We start from the raw sequence: 21,085 nt of genomic DNA, 5'->3' as shown, positions 1-21,085 counted from the left end.
GACCGGGTGCAACTCATTTTACTTGTCGTGAGTGCAACCTTTGAGCCCGGTAAATGTGACGCAGGGTAAACTTTGTGTAACTTTGTTGTTAAATATCTTGTTGGTTGATGAAAGGCTCATCTAGGATAGCCGACGGTCAACAATTACGGGCAGAAACTATTTTACCTGCACTCGCTCGCAGGCTGCGCCACGTTCCGGCGCGGCGGCCAGTGAAATGCATTGCGCGTGGGTTTACCGGCGCCGGCGTGGCCGGAGCGAAACGCGAATAATAATGAAAGTGGAGAATTAAATGACAATGAGCACACCTATGCTGGTGACCTTCCTGGTGTACATTTTCGGGATGGTGCTGATCGGCCTGCTTGCCTACCGGGCAACCAACAACTTTGATGACTATATTCTCGGCGGCCGCAGTTTGGGCAGCGTGGTGACCGCGCTGTCCGCCGGCGCTTCCGACATGAGCGGCTGGCTGCTGATGGGCCTGCCGGGCGCCATCTTCCTCTCCGGCATCTCCGAAAGCTGGATCGCCATCGGCCTGACCATCGGCGCTTACCTGAACTGGAAGCTGGTGGCAGGAAGGCTGCGCGTGCATACCGAAGCCAACAACAACGCCCTGACGCTGCCGGACTATTTCACCAGCCGCTTTGAAGACAACAGCAAGCTGCTGCGGGTGATCTCGGCCATCGTCATCCTGGTGTTCTTCACCATTTACTGCGCCTCCGGCATCGTGGCCGGCGCGCGCCTGTTCGAAAGCACCTTCGGCATGAGCTACGAAACCGCCCTGTGGGCCGGCGCCGCGGCGACCATCCTGTATACCTTTATCGGCGGTTTCCTGGCGGTGAGCTGGACTGACACCGTGCAGGCCAGCCTGATGATTTTCGCGCTGATCCTGACGCCGGTGATCGTGATCTTCGCCGTCGGCGGCATCGATACCTCGATGCTGGTGATCCAGGCGCAGAACCCGGCCAACCTCGACATGCTGAAGGGGCTGAACTTCGTCGCCATCCTGTCGCTGCTGGGTTGGGGCCTGGGCTACTTCGGCCAGCCGCACATCCTGGCGCGTTTCATGGCGGCGGATTCTCACCGCACCATCCGCAGCGCGCGCCGCATCAGCATGACCTGGATGATCCTGTGCCTCGCCGGCACCATCGCCGTCGGTTTCTTCGGCATCGCTTACTTCGCCAATAACCCGGATCAAGCCGGCAACGTGTCGCAGAACGGCGAACGCGTGTTCATCGAGCTGGCGATGCTGCTGTTCAACCCATGGGTGGCGGGCGTGCTGCTGTCGGCGATCCTGGCTGCGGTCATGAGTACGCTGAGCTGCCAGCTGCTGGTGTGCTCCAGCGCGATCACCGAAGACCTGTATAAGGCGTTCCTGCGCAAAGGCGCCAGCCAGCGTGAGCTGGTGTGGGTCGGCCGCGTGATGGTGCTGGTGGTGGCGTTGATCGCCATCGCGCTGGCGGCCAACCCGGAGAACCGCGTGCTGGGCCTGGTGAGCTACGCCTGGGCAGGTTTCGGCGCCGCCTTCGGCCCGGTCGTGCTGATCTCGGTGCTGTGGTCGCGCATGACCCGCAACGGCGCGCTGGCCGGCATGCTGGTCGGCGCGGTGACGGTTATCGTCTGGAAACAGTACGAATGGCTGGGCCTGTATGAAATCATCCCGGGCTTTATTCTGGGCTGCCTCGCTATCGTGGTAGTGAGCCTGATGGGCCGCCGGCCATCCGCCACCATGACCGAGCGTTTCGATCAGGCGGAAGCCGAGTATAAAACGGTGTAACGCCGTTCGATGTCAGTCAGCAAGGGGCGCGTAACGCGCCCTTTTTTTCGCCTGCCGATCGCCGTCATCCAACACCTGGTGACATTTGATTAGAAAAAATCACGCTGGCGCCTCTTGTATTTCTTCTTGGCAGAATGATAATCACTCTCGTTGCATTTTACGTTTCTTTACAGAGTTGCGCAGCGCATGTCGAGCCAGCTTTCTCTGCCGCCGCGGTCTTTTCAGGGGTGATTATTTATGTTCGTTCCCTTTCTTATCATGTTCCGTGAAGGGCTGGAGGCCGCGCTGATCGTCAGCCTGATCGCCAGCTACCTGAAACGCACGCAGCGCAGCCAATGGCTGGGCGCGGTGTGGGTCGGCGTGATTGTCGCCGCGGCGCTGTGTCTGGCGCTCGGCATCTTCATCAATGAAACCACCGGCGAGTTCCCGCAGAAGCAGCAGGAGCTGTTCGAAGGCATCGTCGCGGTGGTGGCGGTGGTGATCCTCACCTATATGGTGTTCTGGATGCGCAAAGTGTCCAAGTCGGTCAAGGTGCATCTGGAAGGGGCGATCGATCAGGCGCTCAGCGCCGGTAAAGGGCAGGGTTGGGCGCTGGTGGCGATGGTGTTCTTCGCCGTGGCGCGCGAAGGGCTGGAGTCGGTGTTCTTCCTGCTGGCGGCGTTCCAGCAAGACGTGGGCGCCGCGGCGCCGATCGGCGCGGTGCTCGGCCTGGCGGCCGCCATCGTGCTGGGCATGATGATTTACTGGGGCGGGGTGAAGCTGCACCTGGCCAAATTCTTCAAATGGACCAGCCTGTTCATTTTGTTCGTCGCCGCCGGGCTGGCCGCGGGGGCGATCCGCGCCTTCCATGAGGCCGGTCTGTGGAACCACTTCCAGGACATCGCCTTCGATTTCAGCAGCACCCTGTCGACCCATTCGCTGTTCGGCACCCTGCTGGAAGGCATTCTCGGTTATCAGGAAGCGCCGACGGTCAGCGAAGTGGCGGTCTACTTCCTGTATCTGATCCCGGCGCTGATTTTCTTTTTCCTGCCGCAGCGCGCGGAGCCGGCAGCGGCCCCGGCGCAACGTAAAATCAATCATTAATGTTTAATAGGGAATCTCGTATGTCTACTCCGTTATTTCGCCGCAAGGCGTTGCACGCAGCATTACTGGCTATCCCGGCGTTTGCGCTGAGCATCGATGCGCTGGCGGCGGACGTGCCGCAGGTCAAGGTCACGGTCAACGACAAGCAGTGCGAACCGATGCAACTGACCGTGTCGGCCGGCAAGACGCAGTTTGTGGTGCATAACACCAGCCAGAAAAACGTCGAATGGGAAATCCTGAAAGGGGTGATGGTGGTAGAAGAGCGCGAGAACATCGCGCCGGGCTTCACCCAGAAAATGACCGCCACGCTGGAAGCGGGCGAATATGATATGACCTGCGGGCTGCTGAGCAATCCAAAAGGCAAACTGACCGTCACTGCGGCGGCCAACGGCGCCACCGACGGCAAGCCGAGCGCGCTGGATCTGGTTGGCCCGATCGCCGAATACAAAGTCTACGTCACCAAAGAAGTCGATGGGCTGGTGAAACAGACCAAGCTGTTCACCGACGCGGTGAAGGCCGGCAACGTGGAGCAAGCGCGCAAGCTGTATGCGCCGACCCGTCAGCACTATGAGCGCATCGAGCCGATCGCCGAGCTGTTCTCCGATCTGGACGGCAGCATCGACGCCCGTGAAGACGACTACGAGAAGAAATCGGCGGACCCTAACTTCACCGGTTTCCACCGTCTGGAGAAGGCGCTGTTTGCCGACAACTCGACCAAAGACATGGATAAATACGCCGATCGGCTGTATCAGGACACCGTTGAGCTGCAAAAACGCGTGGGTGAACTGACCTTCCCGCCGAGCAAGGTGGTGGGCGGCGCAGCCGGGCTGATCGAAGAAGTGGCGGCCAGCAAGATCAGCGGTGAAGAAGACCGCTATAGCCGCACCGACCTGTGGGATTTCCAGGCCAACGTCGACGGCGCGCAGAAGATCGTCAACCTGCTGCGTCCGCTGCTGGTCAAGGCCAACAAGCCGCTGCTGGACAAGATTGACGCCAACTTCAAAACCGTGGACACCATTTTGGCGAAGTACAAAACCAAAGAGGGCTATGAGTCCTACGAGAAGCTGAGCGAAGCCGATCGCAACGCGTTGAAAGGGCCGATCACCACGCTGGCGGAAGACCTTTCTCAACTGCGCGGCGTGTTGGGCCTGGACTGAGGCATAGGATTATGAGCAACAAGGCAGGCCTGAACAACGGGCCGCATCCGCAATCGCAGGGGGCGGCCTCGCCTTCGCGGCGCCGTTTGCTGCAAGGGCTGGGGCTGGGCGCACTGGCGCTGGGCGGCAGCCGCCTGGCGCAGGCGGCGGGCAACGCGGCGGAGCCGTTGGCGACGCCGCAGGATGAGCGTTGGCAGAAACAGCCGTTTTATGGTTGCCATCAGGCTGGGGTGCTGACGCCGCAACAGGCGGCGATGATGCTGGTAGCGTTCGACGTGCTGGCGACCAGCAAAGCGGATCTGGAGCGTCTGTTCCGGCTGCTGACCGATCGCATCGCGTTCCTGACCCACGGCGGCAAGGCGCCGGAAGTGGATGCCAAGCTGCCGCCGCTCGATTCGGGCATCATGGGGCCGGAGATTTACCCGGACAACCTGACCATCACCGTTTCGGTCGGCGCATCGCTGTTCGACGAACGCTTTGGCCTGCAGGCGCAAAAACCGCTGCGGTTGCAGAAGATGACGCGCTTCCCCAACGATGCGCTGGACGCCGCGCTGTGCCACGGCGACCTGCTGCTGCAGATCTGCGCCAACACCAATGAAACCGCTCTCCACGCGCTGCGCGATATCATCAAGCATTCGCCGGATCTGCTCAGCGTGCGCTGGAAGCGGGAAGGGTTCATCTCGGCGCATGCGGCGCGCAGCAAAGGCAAAGAAACGCCGATTAACCTGCTGGGCTTCAAAGACGGCACCGCCAACCCGAAAACCGACGACAAACCGCTGATGGATAAGGTGGTGTGGGTTGGCGACGGCGCCGGCGAGCCGGCGTGGACGGCGGGCGGCAGCTACCAGGCGGCGCGCATTATTCGCTTCCGCGTCGAGTTTTGGGATCGCACGCCGCTGCAGGAGCAGGAAACCATCTTTGGCCGCGAAAAGCACAGCGGCGCGCCGCTCGGTATGAAGCATGAACATGACGAGCCGAACTACGCGAACGATCCCGACGGCAAGGTGATACCGATGGACGCGCACATTCGGTTGGCGAACCCCCGCACGCCGGAAAGCCAAAGCAACCTGATGCTGCGGCGCGGCTACAGCTATTCCCTTGGCGTTTCCAATGCCGGGCAGCTGGAAATGGGGCTGCTGTTCGTCTGCTATCAGGCCGATCTGGAAAAAGGATTCCTGACGGTGCAAAAAAGGCTCAACGGCGAAGCGCTGGAGGAATACATCAAGCCGATCGGCGGCGGGTATTTCTTCGTATTGCCGGGCGTTAAAGAGGGCGGCGACTATCTGGCCAGCGGCTTGCTCAAGGCCTGAGGGCGCAATGACGAGGCGCGAACTTCCGCCTCGTTTTACTTTGTATTGCCTATTGCGCGGGACATTGCGCGACGAAGTTCAATTCGATGCTTTGCCTGCGGATTAAAAAAATCTGCACGGCTCACTGGCTTTGGATTGCGCAAAATTTAATCGAGAAACCAAAGTGTCATTTGTGGTTTTTAATTGCAATTCATTGATATTGTTGATGTAAAAATTTTTCTGGAATGACGTGTAGAGCGTGATATAGTGTTTTAGCGCTGACTGAAAACAAAAGATATTAAATTTTTTTACATTTTAGTAACGCGACGAGATTGAATGTCATTATACTGTAATCATCTGGCGGTAGTTTTCACACGGTGCACAGCTTGAAGCTGTAAATATCACTGCGGGGATCGCTAATGGTAAAGTCCTTGGTTGGGCTGGAAAGAAAAAATAACACATCTCACCTGATTTCTCGTTGTAACGAGGGTTATCTCTCCGACTCTCTTTTACCGGCAACTCCGCACTCTTATCGCTACCGAATTTCATCACTTTTTACTCCACGTTTATTGATGCAGTCCGCGTTGTCCCGTGAAGACACGGCGCTTAAGCGTTGCCGTCAATTCACCTTGTCCCTTGGCTCTTATTGGCTCGGAGGAGGCCAAAACCTAATACGTGTGTGAAACATAATCGCGCGGCCAGGCCGTTGCGGTAGGTGAAACAAACTGTAAGGTGCCACTATGGGTAGACAGAAAGCAGTGATCAAAGCACGTCGTGAAGCGAAACGCGTTATTCGTCGTGACGCTCGTAGTCATCGCCAGCTGGAAGAAGAGTCTGTGACCTCGCTGGTGCAAATGGGGGGAGTCGAGTCTATCGGCATGGCGCGAGACAAGCGCGATAGCTCACCCATCGAGGCTAGAACCGAAGCTCAGGGTCATTACTTATCAGCCATAGAGAATAAGCAGCTGATCTTCGCCACCGGCGAAGCCGGCTGTGGCAAAACATTCATCAGCGCCGCCAAGGCGGCGGAGGCGCTGATTCATAAAGAGGTGGATCGGATTATCGTTACCCGTCCTGTTTTGCAGGCGGATGAAGACCTCGGTTTCTTGCCGGGGGATATCTCCGAGAAGTTCGCCCCTTATTTCCGCCCGGTGTATGACATTCTGGTACGTCGTTTAGGATCTTCCTTTATGCAGTACTGCCTGCGCCCGGAAATCGGCAAGGTAGAGATTGCGCCGTTCGCTTATATGCGCGGGCGCACCTTCGAAAATGCGGTCGTTATCCTGGATGAAGCCCAGAACGTGACCGCCAGCCAAATGAAAATGTTCCTGACCCGCCTGGGAGAAAACGTGACGGTTATCGTTAACGGCGACGTGACCCAGTGCGACTTGCCGCGCGGCGTGAAATCCGGCCTCAGCGATGCTCTGGAGCGCTTTGAAGAGGACGAGATGATCGGCGTTATCCGCTTTGAAAAACAGGACTGCGTGCGTTCCGCTTTGTGCCAGCGCACGCTCAACGCTTACAGTTAACCTATCCGCTAATGGAAAGGCCGCTTCGGCGGCCTTTTTTATCGCCCCTCATTTATCATTTCGTTTAACCTTTGTGTAAATTATTGTGGTTTTTTGTATAGATTTTCGTTGAGTTAGCGTCAATGATTAGTGAGTGCCAGATTGGCGCGCAATTTGCCTGTGCTGCCAAAAGGACATTATCTGGGGTGTGCGCCGCGCGGCGCATAGCGTGTAGGTTCCTTGATGCGATTCAAACATGAAATACATCGTTCTGATTTTGCTTATTTTATGCGTCGTCTATGTGCATTACCGCGGACGGGTGCGCTACAACGTGTGGCGGCAGCTGTCTGACCATTCCACCTTTACCGCACCATTGAACGTCTTCATGTATCTGTTTTCCCGCGTGCCGACCACGCCGTACCTGAAGCCGGAGCAGTTTCCTGAGCTGGCGGTGTTGAGAGATAACTGGGAAACCATCCGCGACGAAGGACAGAAGCTGATGGAGATCCAGCAGATCAAGGCGTCCGATCAATTCAACGACGCCGGTTTCAACTCGTTTTTCAAGACCGGTTGGAAGCGCTTTTATCTGAAATGGTATGAAGACAGCCATCCTTCGGCCATGACCCTGTGCCCGCAGACCACGGAACTGCTGCGCAGCCTGCCTTCGGTCAAGGCGGCGATGTTCGCCGAACTGCCGGACGGCAGCCGTTTGCCGCGCCACCGCGACCCTTACGCCGGTTCGCTGCGTTATCACCTGGGGCTGATTACCCCCAACGATGACCGCTGCTTCATTGAGGTGGACGGCGAGCGCTACAGCTGGCGCGACGGGGAAGGCGTGATGTTCGATGAAACCTATCTGCACTACGCGGAAAACCAGAGCGGGCAGAACCGTCTGATCCTGTTCTGCGACATCGAACGGCCGATGCGCTACCGCTGGGCGCAGGCGGTGAACCACTGGCTGGGGCGCAATCTGATGAGCGCCGCCACCGCGCCGAATGAAGAGGGCGATCGCACCGGCGGCGTCAACAAGATGTTCAAATACATCTATGCGATACGCCGGGTGGGGAAACGCCTGAAGGCCTGGAATCGCACCGGTTACTACATCATCAAGTGGATTTTGTTCGGGGGGATCGCCGCGGCGATATTCTTCTCGGTATAAACGAAGGCGGGGGCGCACGGTGTGCGCCCCTTTTTGATCAGGCGAAGATAGTCATCATGTAGGCGGCGAACAGCGCCAGGTGGGCGGTGCCGTTCAGCACGTTGGTGCGGCCGGTCGAGAACGACAGCTGGCACAGCAGCAACACCGTCAGCATCACCACGATATGCGGCGTTTGCAGGCCGAAGATCAGCGTCTGCCCGGTCAGGGTGGCGATGATGGTGACCGCCGGCACGGTCAGGGAGATGGTCGCCAGCACCGAGCCGAAGAACAGGTTCATGGCGCGTTGCACCTGATTGTTCAACACGGCGCGCAGCGCGCCCAGCCCTTCAGGCGACAGGATCAGCAGCGCCACCAGGAAACCGGTGAACTGCGCCGGCGCGTTCATTTTGGTCAACAGACCTTCCAGCGGATTGGCGTTGAACTTGGTGACGGCGATAACCGCGATCAGGTGCACGATGAGCCAGGCGGCATGCCAGGCGCTGCTGTGGGAAGAAGGCTTGCCGTGATGCGGGTCGCCGTCGTCGTCTTCATGCTCGTACACGAACAGGCTCTGGTGGGTTTTGGTCTGGATCACCAGGAACACGCCATACATGGCGGCGGAGATCAGCGCTACCAACAGCGCTTGCCCGGTGCTGAAGTTGCCGCCCGGCAGCGCGCTCGGGAATACCAGCACAATCACCGCCAGCGGGAAAATCGCCATCAGGTACTGTTTGATGCCGCCCAGATTGACGTACTGGGTGGCGAATTTGCGCCCGCCGAGCAGCAGCGCGAAGCCGACCAGGCCGGCGGAAACGATCATGATGATGGAGTACAGCGTGTCGCGCATCAGCGCCGGCGCGGCGTCGCCGGTGGCCATCAGCGCCGAGATCAGGCTGACCTCGAGGATCACCACCGACAGGCTGAGGATCAGCGAGCCGTAGGGTTCGCCCAACCGGTGAGCCAGCACGTCGGCGTGGCGCACCACGCTGAAGGCGCTGCTGAGGATCCCCACCAGCGCGAGAATATTGATGCCGACGATCAGCGGAAAGTTAGCGGTGCTGCTCCACAGGTTCAACACCACCAGCGCGGCGATGGGAAAGATCAGCGAGTATTCGGTGTGGCGAGATTTGGTGGATCGGCCAGGATCGTGTTGCGACTTCATGAGGGTGGCACTCCTTCTCAAACAGCGTAGCCCGTCGGCGCCGGTCGCCGTGGCACGGCAACTCTGCGTTTCCAGTAGGTATTTTATATTAGGATACACCCGCGGCGCCGGTGTGATGTTGTTTTTATCTGAGAAAGCAATTGCTTGCTTTATGTGATCAGGGTAGCAAAAAAACCGCACGGGGTGCGGTTTTATTTACTTACTTTTACGCAGTAACGCCAATTTTTAACGTTAGATTTGAGAAAAGTCGTGTTTACTCATTTACCGCTTGGTTAATCAAGGAAAATGAGACCGTCAGTCATCAATATTATCCATGATTTCATGCCGTTTATTGTGGTAACCCTCTTCATTTAGCCCCTCACGCCAGTAAGGTACGGCATAAAGACGATTGCGATCGCATTGGCGTTCACGGCGCAGGTAGCGGCGCAACCCCACCACCAGGCGATCTTCACCGGCGAGCCAGAAGTGCGCTTCGCCCTGCGGCAGGGACTGTGCGCGGAACTGAGCGATCAGTTCGTCGGTTTTCTCCGTGCCGCCGACGATCCAATTGACTTCAACATCAGCGGGTTTTTTCAGGTCAATCATGTCAGCGGTGCTGTCGACGCGGACGAAAGCGCGCCCGGCGCTGTGCGGCGGCAGGTTTTCCAGCAGCGCGGCCAGCGCAGGCAGCGAGGAAGGATCGCCCGCCAGGCAGTAGAAATCGGCCGCCGGCAGCATCGGTTTGGGGCCGCCCGGGTTGCTGATACCGATTTTATCGCCGATTTTCGCCTGGCGCGCAAAGTCGACCGCTGGGCCTCGGTGATCGTGAATCGCAAATTCGATGTCCACTTCCGCCTGTTCCGGGCGCACGGCGCGAATGGAATAGGTGCGCACGATCGGGCGCACGGCGTCCGCGGCCCAGCGCGGGCCGTTTTCGGTCAGCGTCGGCAGATCCGGCTGAGTTTGGTCGGCGAGCGGCAAAAAGACTTTGATGTGCGCAGCGGCGGCGTTGGCCGGGTAGTAGCGCAGATCGGGCGCGGTAAAGGTGATGCGGCGCAGGTGCGGCGTAATGTCCTGTACGGCGCTGACGGCGATCAGGTAGGGGGCGCGTGAGCGAGGGGCTTCGGTAGTCACGGGGATCTCCTTATAGTTCGTTTGGCGGTGAGTATACCATGCCGTTTGATAATGAGAATTGTTTGCTCATTGAGGCGCAACTGCGTGTGAGCTAGGCTTAAGGCTCACGCAATACGCACGGGAGGACGTGATGCCATACCAAGACACGAACGACTTGCCGGACAATGTGAAGCATGTGCTGCCGGCCCATGCGCAGGCGATCTATAAAGAAGCGTTCAACAGCGCCTGGCAACAATATCGGGATCCTGAAGATCGACGCGGTGACGCCGGCCGGGAAGAGACGGCGCACAAGGTGGCCTGGGCAGCGGTCAAACAAAGCTATCGCAAGGGCGACGATGAGCGCTGGCACAAAAAGTAACGCCTTTCATGCCCGGTAAAAATCGCGCAGACGTTATGCTGACCTCGGCAATTAATATTATTGCTGCTCAGTACAAATACTTTTCCACGTTAACGCCGCTTTGCAACTTGATTGCGCGGCGGGAAAAGAATATGGTCATTATTAATCGGAGCGGTTATTGAATTAATAAAATTCCGCACCAAAAAATAAAATTGCAAAGGTTCAGTAGTGGCGAGGGAGGACGAGAAATCGTATTCCCGGGAGGTTGTAACAGTGTTAACGCGAGATTTTCTGCAAAAAGCGGATTGCAAAACCGCCTTTGGCGCTATTGAGGAGTCGCTGTTGCTGACGCCTGAACAGCGCGCAGCCTCGTTGGCGTGCACATTATCGCGCCGGCCGGATCACAGCCCGGTATGGGTATTCGGTTACGGTTCGCTGATGTGGAATCCGGTTTTCGAATCGGAAGAAGTGCGGCCAGCCATACTGCAGGGCTGGCATCGGGCGTTCTGCATGCGTTTGACCGCCGGGCGCGGCACGCTGCATCAGCCGGGGCGCATGCTGGCGCTGAAAGAGGGCGGCCAGACCACCGGATTGGCCTTCCGTCTGCCGGAAAGCACGCTGCGCGAAGAGCTGGAGTTGCTGTGGAAGCGCGAGATGATCACCGATTGCTACGTGCCGACCTGGTGTGAGCTGCAGCTGGAGGGCGGTGAGGCCGTCACGGCGCTGGTGTTCGTGATGAACCCGCAGCATCCGTTGTTTGAAGCAGACACCAGCCACCAGGTGATCGCGCCATTGATCGCCAGCGCCAGCGGCCCGCTGGGCACCAACGCGCAATACCTGTTTGCGCTGGATAACGAGCTGAAGCACCACGGCATGCAGGATGATTGCATCGGCGATCTGGTGCGTTACGTGCAGCAATGGTTGCAGCAGAACCGCCCCGGCGCTTTCGGGGCCGAGGCCACGGCCTGAGGCGTTGGCGGGGCGGCAGACAGTAAAGGGCTCAGCGTGCGGAGCCCTTTTTCATATATCTAATACCTCTATTTAATAACTTTATTCTGCATGATTATTTAAGCCTGTCTCTTTGTATGGTTATTTATCTCGTTATTTTTAAAGCCATTCATCATTTTCCTCCGTCTTCACACCCCGAGAGTCACGATAAATAATTCACTTAGTATTAAATTGCATAACTAAAGGCTATTTCTTATTTGTTCAGCCCCGCAGGACTCCGTATCAATATGGCAGACGCTACCGCAAGAAACAGGGAGACGGGGATGAACTTTCAACAATTAAAAATTATTCGCGAATCGGCGCGCTGCAACTACAACCTGACCGAGGTCGCCAATACCTTATTTACTTCGCAGTCCGGCGTCAGCCGGCATATTCGCGAGCTGGAAGAAGAGCTGGGCATTGAAATATTCATTCGCCGCGGCAAACGGCTGCTGGGCATGACCGAGCCCGGCAAAGAGCTGCTGGTGGTGGCGGAACGCATTCTCAACGACGCCAACAACATCCGTCGCCTGGCGGACGTCTTCAGCAGCAACGATTCGGGGCAGCTGCATATCGCGACGACGCACACCCAGGCGCGCTACAGCCTGCCGGGAGTGATCAAAGAGTTTCGCGCGCTTTATCCACGGGTGCGGGTGGTGCTCAATCAGGGCAGCCCCGAAGAGATCGTCTCGATGCTGGCCGCCGGCGAAGCCGATATCGGCATCGCCAGCGAGCGGCTGATGAGCGACGAGTCGCTGGCGGCATTCCCGTACTACCGCTGGCATCACACCATTTTGGTGCCGGAAGGGCACGAGTTGACGCGCCAGCCGCAGGTGACGCTGGAGATGCTCAGCACCTTGCCGCTGATCACTTACCGCCAGGGCATTACCGGGCGTGCGAAGCTGGATGCGGCGTTCAAAGCGGCGGGCCTGACGCCGGACATCGCGCTCAGCGCGCAGGATTCCGACGTAATTAAAACCTACGTCGAATTGGGATTGGGCGTGGGCGTGCTGGCGGACATGTCGTATGAAAAAGAGCGTGATCGCGGGTTGGTGAGCCTCAACGCCGAGCACCTGTTTGAACCCAATACGGTATGGCTGGGCCTCAAGCGCAGCCAGCTGCAGCGCAACTATGCCTGGCGCTTTATCCAACTGTGCAACCCGACGCTGTCGCTGACCGAAATCAAGGACAAGGTCTTCTCGTCGCAGCTGGATGCGGTGATTGACTACCAGATTTAATCGATAAGCGGCAGGCAACCCCTGCCGCGCATTCCGCATCGCTCCCCTAATAATCAAAATCCCATCTATATACATAAAAAGAATATCTATAGTGATTTAAGTACCTTCAGCTGCCGATCGTGCTCGCATACACTCGCGAAATTATTATAAATTCCATCCGCTTGGAGAGTTTCAGATGAAAGCGCTCGTTCCTTCTTTGCTGTTTTTAGCCGTGGCGGCCAGCGTTAACGCGCAGGCGGCGACGCCGGCCAACACGCTGGTGATCGCGCAGTCTATCGATGACGTGGTCAGCTTTGACCCGGCCCAGGGATTTGAGTTAACCACGGTGCAGTCGTTCAACAGCCTGTATCAGCGTCTGATCCAGTCCGATCCGCACAACCCTATCGATCTCAAGCCAACCCTGGCCAGCAGCTGGCAGGCCGGCGCCGACAATCGCAGCCTGACTTTCAGCCTGCGCCCGGACGCCAGGTTCGCCAGCGGCAATCCGCTGCGGCCGGAAGACGTGATCTTCTCGCTTTCACGGGTGGTAAAACTCAATCTGGAGCCGTCGTTTATCCTGACGCAGCTGGGTTGGAACGCGAAGAACGTGGAGCAACACCTGAGCAAGGTGGATGACCACCAGGTAAAAATCAGCTGGAGTGAAAACGTCAGCCCGGCCTTCGTGCTCAGCCTGCTGTCGGCGCCGGTATCGTCGATCGTCGACGCCAAAGAGGCGCTGGCGCACCAGCAGGGCGACGATCTGGGGCACCAATGGTTGAACAGCCACTCCGCCGGCAGCGGCCCTTACAAAATCCGCACCTATGTGCCACACGAGGTGGTGGTGCTGGACGCCAACCCAGGCTCGCCGGAAGGGGCGCCGACGCTGAAAACCATCCTGATCAAAAACGTGCCCGATCCGGCCGCGCGCCGTTTGCTGATCGAGCAGGGCGATGCCGATATCGCGCGCAACCTGGGGGCAGACCAGATGGCGGCCCTGAAGGGCAAGCCGGGCGTCAAACCCTTGGCCATTCCTTACGCCTCGCTTTATTTCCTGCAGTTCAACGCCAAGGCGTCGTCGGCGCTCGGCAATCCGGCGTTCTGGGAGGCGGCGCGCTGGCTGTTCGATTACCAAGGCATCGCCGACGATCTGCTGAAAGGGCAGTTCCAGAGCCATCAGGCATTCCTGCCGGACGGTTATCTGGGTGCGCTCAAGGATCAGCCGTACAGCTTCAATCCGCAAAAAGCCAAAGAAATACTGGCCAAAGCGGGGCTCAGCAACGTCAGTTTCCGTCTGGACGTCAACAACCAGCCGCCGTACCTGGATATCGCCCAGGCGTTGCAGGCCAGTTTTGCCCAGGGCGGCGTGAAGGTGGAACTGGTGCCGGGCATCAGCTCGCAGGTCTCCACCAAGGTGAAAACGCTTAACTACGATGCGACGCTGACTTCCTGGGGGCCGGATTATTTCGACCCTAACACCAACGCCGCAGCCTTCGCCTACAACCCGGAAGACGGCAGCAAGACGCTGGCCTGGCGCGCCAACTGGCAGATCCCGGCGCTGAGCAAGCTGACGCTGGCCGCCACCGCGGAAAACGACACCGCCAAACGGGTGGCCGACTACCAGCAACTGCAAAAACAGGTGCAGCAAAGCTCGCCGTTCGTCATCGGCCTGCAGGCGCGCAGCCTGATTGCGGTGCGTGACAACCTCAAGGGCTATGTGCAGGGCATCAACCCTGACATGGTGTTCTACAGCAAGGTCAGCAAGTAATGGCCGCTGAACTGTCCGCCTCCGCCGGGGCGGCCCGGCGGTATTGGCGCTGGGGCGGGCGGCTGCTCGGCGGCGCGCTGTCGCTGGCGTTGACGTTGCTTGGCCTGCTGCTGTTCACCTTCATGCTGTCGCATCTGGCGCCGATCGATCCGGCGCTGCAGGTGGCGGGCGATCATGCCAGCGAAGCCACCTACGCACAGGTGCGGCATGAGTTGGGGTTGGATCAGCCGTTGCCGGTGCAGTTTTGGCGTTATCTGGTGCACCTGGCGCACGGCGATTTGGGTATTTCGCGCATCACCGCCCAGCCGGTGTTGAGCGATTTGCTGCGTACCTTCCCGGCGACGGTGGAGCTGGCCACCTGCGCCATTATCCTCGGCGCCCTCGGCGGCATTACGCTGGCGTTTCTGGCGGTGCTCAAACCGGGCAGTTGGCTGGATAACGCGGCGCGTTTGCTGTCGCTGATCGGTTATTCGGTGCCGATTTTCTGGCTGAGCCTGCTCGGACTGCTGCTGTTCTACGCCACGCTGCACTGGTCGGCGGGGCCGGGGCGACTGGACGACATCTACCTGTACAGCATGGAGCCGCGCAGCGGTTTCGTGTTGATCGACAGCTGGCTGTCCGGCGATCGCGACATGTTCTACAACGCCATCGGCCACCTGTGGTTGCCGGTAGTGGCGTTGGCGCTGTTGTCGATGGCGGGCATTACTCGGTTGCTGCGGGCGGCGATGTTGGAAGAGTGCAACAAGGAATACGTGACGCTGGCGCGTTCCAAGGGGGCCGGCCGCCTGCGCATTCTGCTGCGCCATGTGTTTCCCAACGTGCTGGGCACGCTGATCACCGTACTGTCTCTCTCTTACGCCAGCCTGCTGGAGGGGGCGGTATTGACCGAAACGGTGTTCGCCTGGCCCGGCGTCGGGCGTTACCTGACCTCGGCGCTGTTTGCCGCCGATACGCCGGCGATCCTCGGTGCCACGCTGCTGATCGGCACCTGTTTCGTGCTGTTGAATGCGCTGGCCGACGCCTTGACCTATTTAGTGGATCCGCGAACCCGATGAGCCAATATCTCTCTGAACACGAACCGCAAAGCGAGCCGGCCGTCGGTTACCGCCGTGGCCGGCGCCTGACCACGCTGACGCTGGGCGCGGCGCTGGTGGCGATTCTGATCGTCACCGCGCTGTTGGCCCCGTGGCTGGCGCCTTTCGATCCCAATCTGCAGCATATCGAGCTGCGGTTACTGCCGCCTTCCGCCGCACATTGGCTGGGCACCGACGGTTTTGGCCGCGACTTGCTCTCCCGCGTGATTTACGGCGCGCGGCCGACGCTGATTCTGGTGTCGCTGATTCTGGTGTTGACCATTCCCATCGGCCTGCTGGTCGGCATTGGCGCCGGTTACCTCGGCGGCTGGGTAGAGCGCATTTTGATGCGCCTGACCGACATTTTTCTGTCGCTGCCGAGCCTGGTGATCGCGCTGGCGTTTGTGGCGGTCATGGGGCCGGGGCTGATGAACGGCGCGCTGGCGCTGGCATTGACCAGCTGGCCGGCCTTTGCCCGCCAGGCGCGGGCCGAAACCCTGGCGCTGCGCCGCAGCGATTACCTGGCGGCGGCGCGCATGCAGGGCATCAACGGGCTGCGGCTGATGGTCGGCCATATTTTGCCTTTATGCCTGCCGAGCGCGGTGGTGCGCGCGGCGCTCAGCCTGGGCGGCATCATCCTGTCCGCCGCCGGTCTGGGGTTCCTCGGCATGGGCGTCGCGCCGCCGACCGCCGAATGGGGCTCGATGGTGGCCGAAGGCAGTAAAGTGATTTTCGACCAATGGTGGGTCGCCGCCGCGCCGGGCGGGGCGATCCTGTTCGCCAGCCTGGCGTTTAACCTGCTGGGCGATGGCCTGCGCGACAAAATGGATCCTCGTCATGGGCACTGATAACACCTTATTGACCGTCGAACGGTTGGCGATCGGCGTGCCGGGGCCACAGCCGGTGGCGCTGGTGAAGCATATTTCGTTCAGCATGGGGCGGGAGCGGCTGGCGCTGGTCGGTGAGTCCGGCTCCGGCAAATCGTTGACCGCGCGTGCGCTGATGGGGCTATTGCCGCCGCCGTTGCAGCTGCAGGCGCAGCGCCTGACGCTGGGCGATGAAGACTTGACGCGCCTGAGCGAGCGCCAGTGGAGCCGGCTGCGCGGCGACCGGGTGGCGATGGTGATGCAAGATCCCAAGCATGCGCTGAATCCCAATCAGCCGATCGGCCGTCAGGTGGAGGAGCCGCTGATGCTGCATGCGAAGCTGAGCCGCGCCGAGCGGCGTGAAAAAGTGCTGGAAATGCTGGCGGCGGTGGGCTTGCCCGATCCGGCTGCGCTGTGCCGCCGCTATCCGCATCAGCTCTCCGGCGGCATGGGGCAGCGGGTGATGCTGGCCATTGCGTTGATCAACGATCCGCAGCTGTTGATTGCCGACGAACCGACTTCGGCGCTGGATCACCAGATGCGCGATCAGGTGCTGCAGCTGATAGAAAACCTGGTGGCGCAACGCAATATGGGGCTGATCCTGATCAGCCACGATTTGCAGCAGGTGGCGCACCACTGCGAGCGGGTGCTGGTGATGTACAAAGGCGAGCTGTTGGATCAGCTGCCGGCAGCAGAGCTGGCGCAGGCCACGCATCCTTATACCCGCACGCTGTGGGCGTGCCGGCCGAGCCGCGAGACGCGCGGCAAACCGCTGCCGGTGCTGGATCGCGCGCTGTTGGAGACGTTGAAATGAGCGTGATCGCACTGGAGAACCTGAGCGTCAGTCACCGCCAGGGCTACGAACTGCGCACCGTGGTGCATGAGGTTAACCTGCGCATCGAGCCGGGCGAGTGTTTCGGGCTGGTGGGGCCTTCCGGCTGCGGCAAGTCCTCGTTGCTGTGGGTGCTGGCCGGGCTGAATGGCAGCTGGCAGGGCGGCTTTGAGTTGCTGGGGCGGCACCTGCAGCCGGGCCAGGCGTTTACCGGCGAACTGCGGCGCGAGGTGCAGATGGTGTTTCAGGATCCCTATGCTTCGCTACACCCCAAGCACCGGCTTTTGCGTACGCTGTCGGAGCCGCTCAAACTGCTGCAGGAAAGCGACATCGAACGTAAAATCAGCGCGGGCTTTCGCCAGGTGGGGTTGGATCCGCGCCTGCTGGAGCGCTACCCGCATCAGCTGTCGGGCGGCCAGCGTCAGCGTGTGGCGATCGTGCGCGCATTGTTGCTGCGGCCGAAGCTGCTGTTGCTGGATGAACCGACCTCGGCGTTGGACATGTCGGTGCAGGCGGAGATCCTCAACCTGCTCAACGAGCTGAAACAGGCGAGCGATCTGACGATGGTGCTGGTCAGCCACGATGCGGACGTGATTGACCACATGTGCGATCGTTCGGTGGCGATGGCGCACGGCCGCATCATCGTTTGACCCTATGCCCGCCAACGCGGCGGGCATATCCATCCTGGTAATAAATAAAGCAATTTATCGTCGTTCTTCCGTTAATTCTTACCCCCTACACTCGAAAAACAGCGCAATTGCGTGATAGTGGAGAGTGTATCGATGAAACGGTTAATCCCAACCTTATTGTATGGCGCGCTGGCGACCGCGTTCGGTGTACAGGCCGCCACCCCGCAGGACACCTTGGTGGTGGTCAGTTCGCTGGAGGGCATTATCAGCCTCGATCCGGCTGAGAGTTTTGAAACCGTCAGCTCGGCCAATCTGGTCAATCTCTATCAGCGCCTGGTGGCGCCGGATCGCGGTGCGCCGCAAACGCTGGCGCCGGACGCCGCCGCCAGTTGGCAAGCGGGCGCCGATGGCCACAGCCTGATCTTTACCCTGAAAACGCAGCAGCGCTTCGCTTCCGGCAATCCCCTGCGGCCCGAAGACGTGATTTTCTCGCTGGTTCGCGCGGTGAAGCTGAACAAGGCGCCGTCGTTTATTCTCGGTGAGTTTGGCTGGACGCCGGATAACGTTGAGCAGCATTTGAAGAAGGTGGGGGATAACCAGGTGCAACTCAGTTGGCCTGCCAACATCGGCAGCGAGCTGGCGTTGCGGCTGCTGACGGCGAATGTGGCCTCGATCGTGGATGAAAAGCTGCTGAACGAGCACGCGCAGCAGGGGGATTACGGCAATGCCTGGCTGCGCGGCCATTCCGCCGGCGGCGGCCCGTATCGGGTGAACAACTATGTGCCGCACGAAGCGCTGCTGTTTGGCCGCAACGACTATGCGCCGTCGCCGGCCCGGCTGAAAACGGTGTTGTTCAAGAACGTCAGCGACGCCGGCACCCGCCGTTTGCTGTTGCTGAAAGGAGATGCCGACGTGGCCTACGATCTGGGCGCCGACCAGTTCGACTCGCTGCGCAACGCGTCTGGCGTGCGCATCGAGCAGGCCGATGCGCCCCGGGTCTATTACCTCGGTTTCAACACCGGAAGCAAAGACAACCCGGCGCTGGGCAATCCGGCGCTGTGGCGGGCGGCGCGCTGGCTGGTGGATTATCAAAGCATCGCCGAGCAGCTGCTGAAAGGGCAATATCGCGTGCATCAGGCCTTCTTGCCGCAGGGATTGGACGGGGCGCTCGACGATCGGCCGTTTACGCTCGACGTGGGCAAAGCCAAACAGATCCTGCGCGATGCCGGTATTGCCGAAGGTACGCGCCTCGATCTTATCGTCATCAATCAGCCGCCGTACACTGACATCGCGCAGGCGCTGCAGGCCAGCTTTGCGCAGGCCGGGCTGCGGCTGGATATCCATCCGGTGGTGGAGAGCGACCTGTGGGGCAAAATGCGCGGCCGCGATTTTCAGGCGATCTTCACCTACTGGGGCGCCGACTACCTGGATCCGAACACCAACGCCAGCGCCTTTGCCTACAACGTGCCCGGTGGGCCGAAAACCCTGGCCTGGCGCACCCAGTGGGGCATTCCCGCCATTAGCGCGGAAACGCGCGCCGCGGCCGCAGAGGGCAACAGCGCCGCGCGCCGCGCACGTTATGCCGCGCTGCAACGGGAACTGCAGGCCAGCTCGCCCTATGTAGTGGCGCTGCAGGGGCAAACGCTGGTGGCATTGCGCGACAACGTCAAAGGTGCCCGGTTGGATATCGCCAACAGCATGCTGTATCTGGATCGGGTCAGCAAGTAGCGCCAACGCCGCGCGCCTGGCCGAGCTTTCTATCGCACCAAAGGCCGCCCGTGCGTGAAATCGCTTGTTGCTGCAACCTGGAATCGTGAGAGGTTTTGTCAGGGTGAAATAAAATGAAATTTCATAACGTGCTCACATGGCGCTGATAAATTGGCGCTGCAAGGCGGCGTTGTTTACGTCTTTCACCTCGGTCGTCCGCAATGAGGCGGACACATCACCTCAGGAGATATTATGGACAAAACGGAAACACGTCAGTGGAGCGCGCGGCAACCTGGCTCGCCGTCGGTGGGGTTGTGACGCCGGAACAGTTTTTACGGTCTCCAGCCACTGGCCAATCCGGCAACGGCCAGCACGGCAGAAGTGGCCGGATTGCTCAATCGGCTGATCGAGACGCTGAAGAACTCACCGAACAACGCCGGCGCGTTCTGGCCTGTGTCCAGCAAGAGCAACAGCCAGCCGGCGGCCGCCAAGGCGATGCCGAAAGGTTGCGGCGTTCGCCAGGCGCGACGGTTGCGCAGGCCGCGCGCCAAGGCCATGCCTAATCCGAACATTGCCGCCAGGCAGACCAGCAGCGGCAGCATCGTCCAACCGAGCCAGGCGCCCAGCGCCGCCAGCAGTTTGAAGTCGCCCTGGCCGATACCGTTACGCCGCCGCAGCTGTCGATAAAGCGCGTTGAGCAGCCACAACGCCCCGTAGCCGGCGGCGGCGCCGATAACCGCATCGTCCAGCGGCGCCCACCGAGCGTCGAGATTGCACAGCAGCCCGCCCCACAGCAGCGGCTGGGTCAGCCGGTCCGGCAGCCAGCGGTGGCGCCAGTCCAGCCAGGCCAGGGCGATCAGCAGCGCCGCGGCCGGCGGTAACCACAACCGGTGTGCTGCCGGCGGGTCGAAAGGCAGCGTCGCCAACGCCACACCCAAGGCCGTCAGCAGCAGGCTGCGGCGGCGCAATCTCGGCGGGCTGGCGCGCACGGCCGCCGTTCGCTCCAGCAGGGTGATGAGCCCGAAGGCGACCATTCCTGCCGACAGCAGCGCGGTAAAAAACAGCGCGTGCCACAGTGAGAAAAGAAACATCAAGGCTCCGTCAGTCGTGAAACAGATGTTTAAAATAACGGCAAAATGCGTATTTCATCGGAGTGAAATGCGGTGGATTGTGAGAAATGCGCAGTCGTGCGCATCGCCACTTTAGGTATTGCAGAGTGATACAATGCCATGCGCGGTGGCGCGCAGCAGTGGGTTGCTGCGCTTTTTATCGGCAAAATCGGCGCTAAAAGGGTGTGAATTCACCTGGCGGCCGGAATGGAGCGGCCAATGGCGTAAGTGACGGCGTCACTGAGAGGTGATTGGGGTTTATCCTATTGTTTCTGCTCGTCAAGCCGTTAGGCTTTAAGGGAGAGGCGCCCCGACAGGCCGGGACGTAAGGTTTTTCAG

General features: G+C 59.8%; 18 protein-coding genes. 15 read left to right on the top strand and 3 right to left on the bottom strand.

Annotated features, from left to right (window positions below; genetic code table 11):
- Positions 1-289 precede the first annotated feature (289 nt).
- The 6 genes from putP to lpxO all read left to right on the top strand — a co-directional run bounded on the left by putP (position 290) and on the right by lpxO (position 7,970).
- Positions 290-1,774 carry a sodium/proline symporter PutP gene (putP, locus tag ACJ8PI_RS10325; protein ID WP_033647752.1) on the top strand — a complete coding sequence of 495 codons (1,485 nt, stop codon included), beginning with the start codon at positions 290-292 and terminating at the stop codon, positions 1,772-1,774.
- Positions 1,775-2,011: 237 nt separating this feature from the next.
- Entirely contained in the window at positions 2,012-2,857 is an 846-nt protein-coding gene (efeU, locus tag ACJ8PI_RS10320) for an iron uptake transporter permease EfeU (RefSeq protein ID WP_033647751.1), read from the top strand.
- 20 nt (positions 2,858-2,877) lie between these two features.
- Positions 2,878-4,014, top strand: coding sequence for an iron uptake system protein EfeO (efeO, locus tag ACJ8PI_RS10315; protein ID WP_041035588.1), 1,137 nt, complete (start codon positions 2,878-2,880; stop codon positions 4,012-4,014).
- Positions 4,015-4,025: 11 nt separating this feature from the next.
- Positions 4,026-5,324, top strand: a complete 1,299-nt coding sequence (efeB, locus tag ACJ8PI_RS10310) for an iron uptake transporter deferrochelatase/peroxidase subunit (protein WP_164134349.1) — start codon at positions 4,026-4,028, stop codon at positions 5,322-5,324.
- A gap of 719 nt (positions 5,325-6,043) precedes the next feature.
- The gene (gene phoH, locus ACJ8PI_RS10305) at positions 6,044-6,832 is read left to right on the top strand and encodes a phosphate starvation-inducible protein PhoH (RefSeq protein ID WP_015378226.1); all 789 of its coding nucleotides are present in this window, start codon (positions 6,044-6,046) and stop codon (positions 6,830-6,832) included.
- Between the two features lie 235 nt (positions 6,833-7,067).
- A complete protein-coding gene (gene lpxO, locus ACJ8PI_RS10300; RefSeq protein WP_033634956.1) occupies positions 7,068-7,970 on the top strand; it encodes a lipid A hydroxylase LpxO in 903 nt (300 codons plus the stop codon).
- Positions 7,971-8,007: 37 nt separating this feature from the next.
- On the opposite strand, the gene chaA is transcribed toward lpxO, so the two are convergent.
- Both chaA and ACJ8PI_RS10290 read right to left on the bottom strand, forming a co-directional pair.
- The gene (gene chaA / locus ACJ8PI_RS10295) at positions 8,008-9,111 is read right to left on the bottom strand and encodes a sodium-potassium/proton antiporter ChaA (protein WP_033647747.1); all 1,104 of its coding nucleotides are present in this window, start codon (positions 9,109-9,111) and stop codon (positions 8,008-8,010) included.
- A 294-nt stretch (positions 9,112-9,405) separates the two neighbouring features.
- Positions 9,406-10,224, bottom strand: coding sequence for a siderophore-interacting protein (locus ACJ8PI_RS10290; protein ID WP_033634954.1), 819 nt, complete (start codon positions 10,222-10,224; stop codon positions 9,406-9,408).
- Between the two features lie 130 nt (positions 10,225-10,354).
- Between ACJ8PI_RS10290 and chaB the strand changes: the two genes are divergently transcribed.
- From chaB to ACJ8PI_RS10245, 9 genes are all read left to right on the top strand, one after another.
- Positions 10,355-10,582 carry a putative cation transport regulator ChaB gene (gene chaB, locus ACJ8PI_RS10285; protein WP_033647745.1) on the top strand — a complete coding sequence of 76 codons (228 nt, stop codon included), beginning with the start codon at positions 10,355-10,357 and terminating at the stop codon, positions 10,580-10,582.
- A 252-nt stretch (positions 10,583-10,834) separates the two neighbouring features.
- Complete coding sequence (locus tag ACJ8PI_RS10280; protein WP_033647744.1) at positions 10,835-11,530, top strand: gamma-glutamylcyclotransferase; 696 nt, start codon at positions 10,835-10,837, stop codon at positions 11,528-11,530.
- A 302-nt stretch (positions 11,531-11,832) separates the two neighbouring features.
- Positions 11,833-12,786 (top strand): HTH-type transcriptional regulator Cbl, encoded by a 954-nt coding sequence (gene cbl / locus ACJ8PI_RS10275; RefSeq protein ID WP_033634950.1) that lies wholly within the window; start codon positions 11,833-11,835, stop codon positions 12,784-12,786.
- Positions 12,787-12,961: 175 nt separating this feature from the next.
- A complete protein-coding gene (locus tag ACJ8PI_RS10270) occupies positions 12,962-14,530 on the top strand; it encodes an ABC transporter substrate-binding protein (protein ID WP_033653659.1) in 1,569 nt (522 codons plus the stop codon).
- Complete coding sequence (locus ACJ8PI_RS10265; RefSeq protein ID WP_033647742.1) at positions 14,530-15,585, top strand: ABC transporter permease; 1,056 nt, start codon at positions 14,530-14,532, stop codon at positions 15,583-15,585. The genes ACJ8PI_RS10270 and ACJ8PI_RS10265 overlap by 1 nt, the downstream gene beginning before the upstream one ends.
- Complete coding sequence (locus tag ACJ8PI_RS10260) at positions 15,582-16,451, top strand: ABC transporter permease (RefSeq protein ID WP_033647740.1); 870 nt, start codon at positions 15,582-15,584, stop codon at positions 16,449-16,451. The genes ACJ8PI_RS10265 and ACJ8PI_RS10260 overlap by 4 nt, the downstream gene beginning before the upstream one ends.
- On the top strand, positions 16,441-17,283 hold the full coding sequence (locus ACJ8PI_RS10255) for an ABC transporter ATP-binding protein (protein ID WP_164134350.1): 843 nt from the start codon (positions 16,441-16,443) through the stop codon (positions 17,281-17,283). Before ACJ8PI_RS10260 ends, ACJ8PI_RS10255 begins: the two co-directional genes overlap by 11 nt.
- Positions 17,280-17,951, top strand: a complete 672-nt coding sequence (locus ACJ8PI_RS10250) for an ABC transporter ATP-binding protein (protein ID WP_164134351.1) — start codon at positions 17,280-17,282, stop codon at positions 17,949-17,951. The genes ACJ8PI_RS10255 and ACJ8PI_RS10250 overlap by 4 nt, the downstream gene beginning before the upstream one ends.
- A 132-nt stretch (positions 17,952-18,083) precedes the next feature.
- Positions 18,084-19,658: an ABC transporter substrate-binding protein gene (locus tag ACJ8PI_RS10245; protein ID WP_164134352.1), complete on the top strand. Its 1,575-nt coding sequence runs from the start codon at positions 18,084-18,086 to the stop codon at positions 19,656-19,658.
- A gap of 311 nt (positions 19,659-19,969) precedes the next feature.
- Here ACJ8PI_RS10245 and ACJ8PI_RS10240 read toward each other — a convergent pair whose 3' ends face one another.
- The gene (locus tag ACJ8PI_RS10240; protein ID WP_164134353.1) at positions 19,970-20,728 is read right to left on the bottom strand and encodes a prepilin peptidase; all 759 of its coding nucleotides are present in this window, start codon (positions 20,726-20,728) and stop codon (positions 19,970-19,972) included.
- Positions 20,729-21,085: the final 357 nt, after the last annotated feature.

The organism is Serratia sp. CY82433, assembly GCF_052166535.1.
Taxonomy (GTDB): Bacteria; Pseudomonadota; Gammaproteobacteria; order Enterobacterales; family Enterobacteriaceae; genus Serratia; species Serratia sarumanii.
Note: the sequence above shows the minus strand (reverse complement) of the source record. Positions and strands in the feature narration are given on the sequence as shown.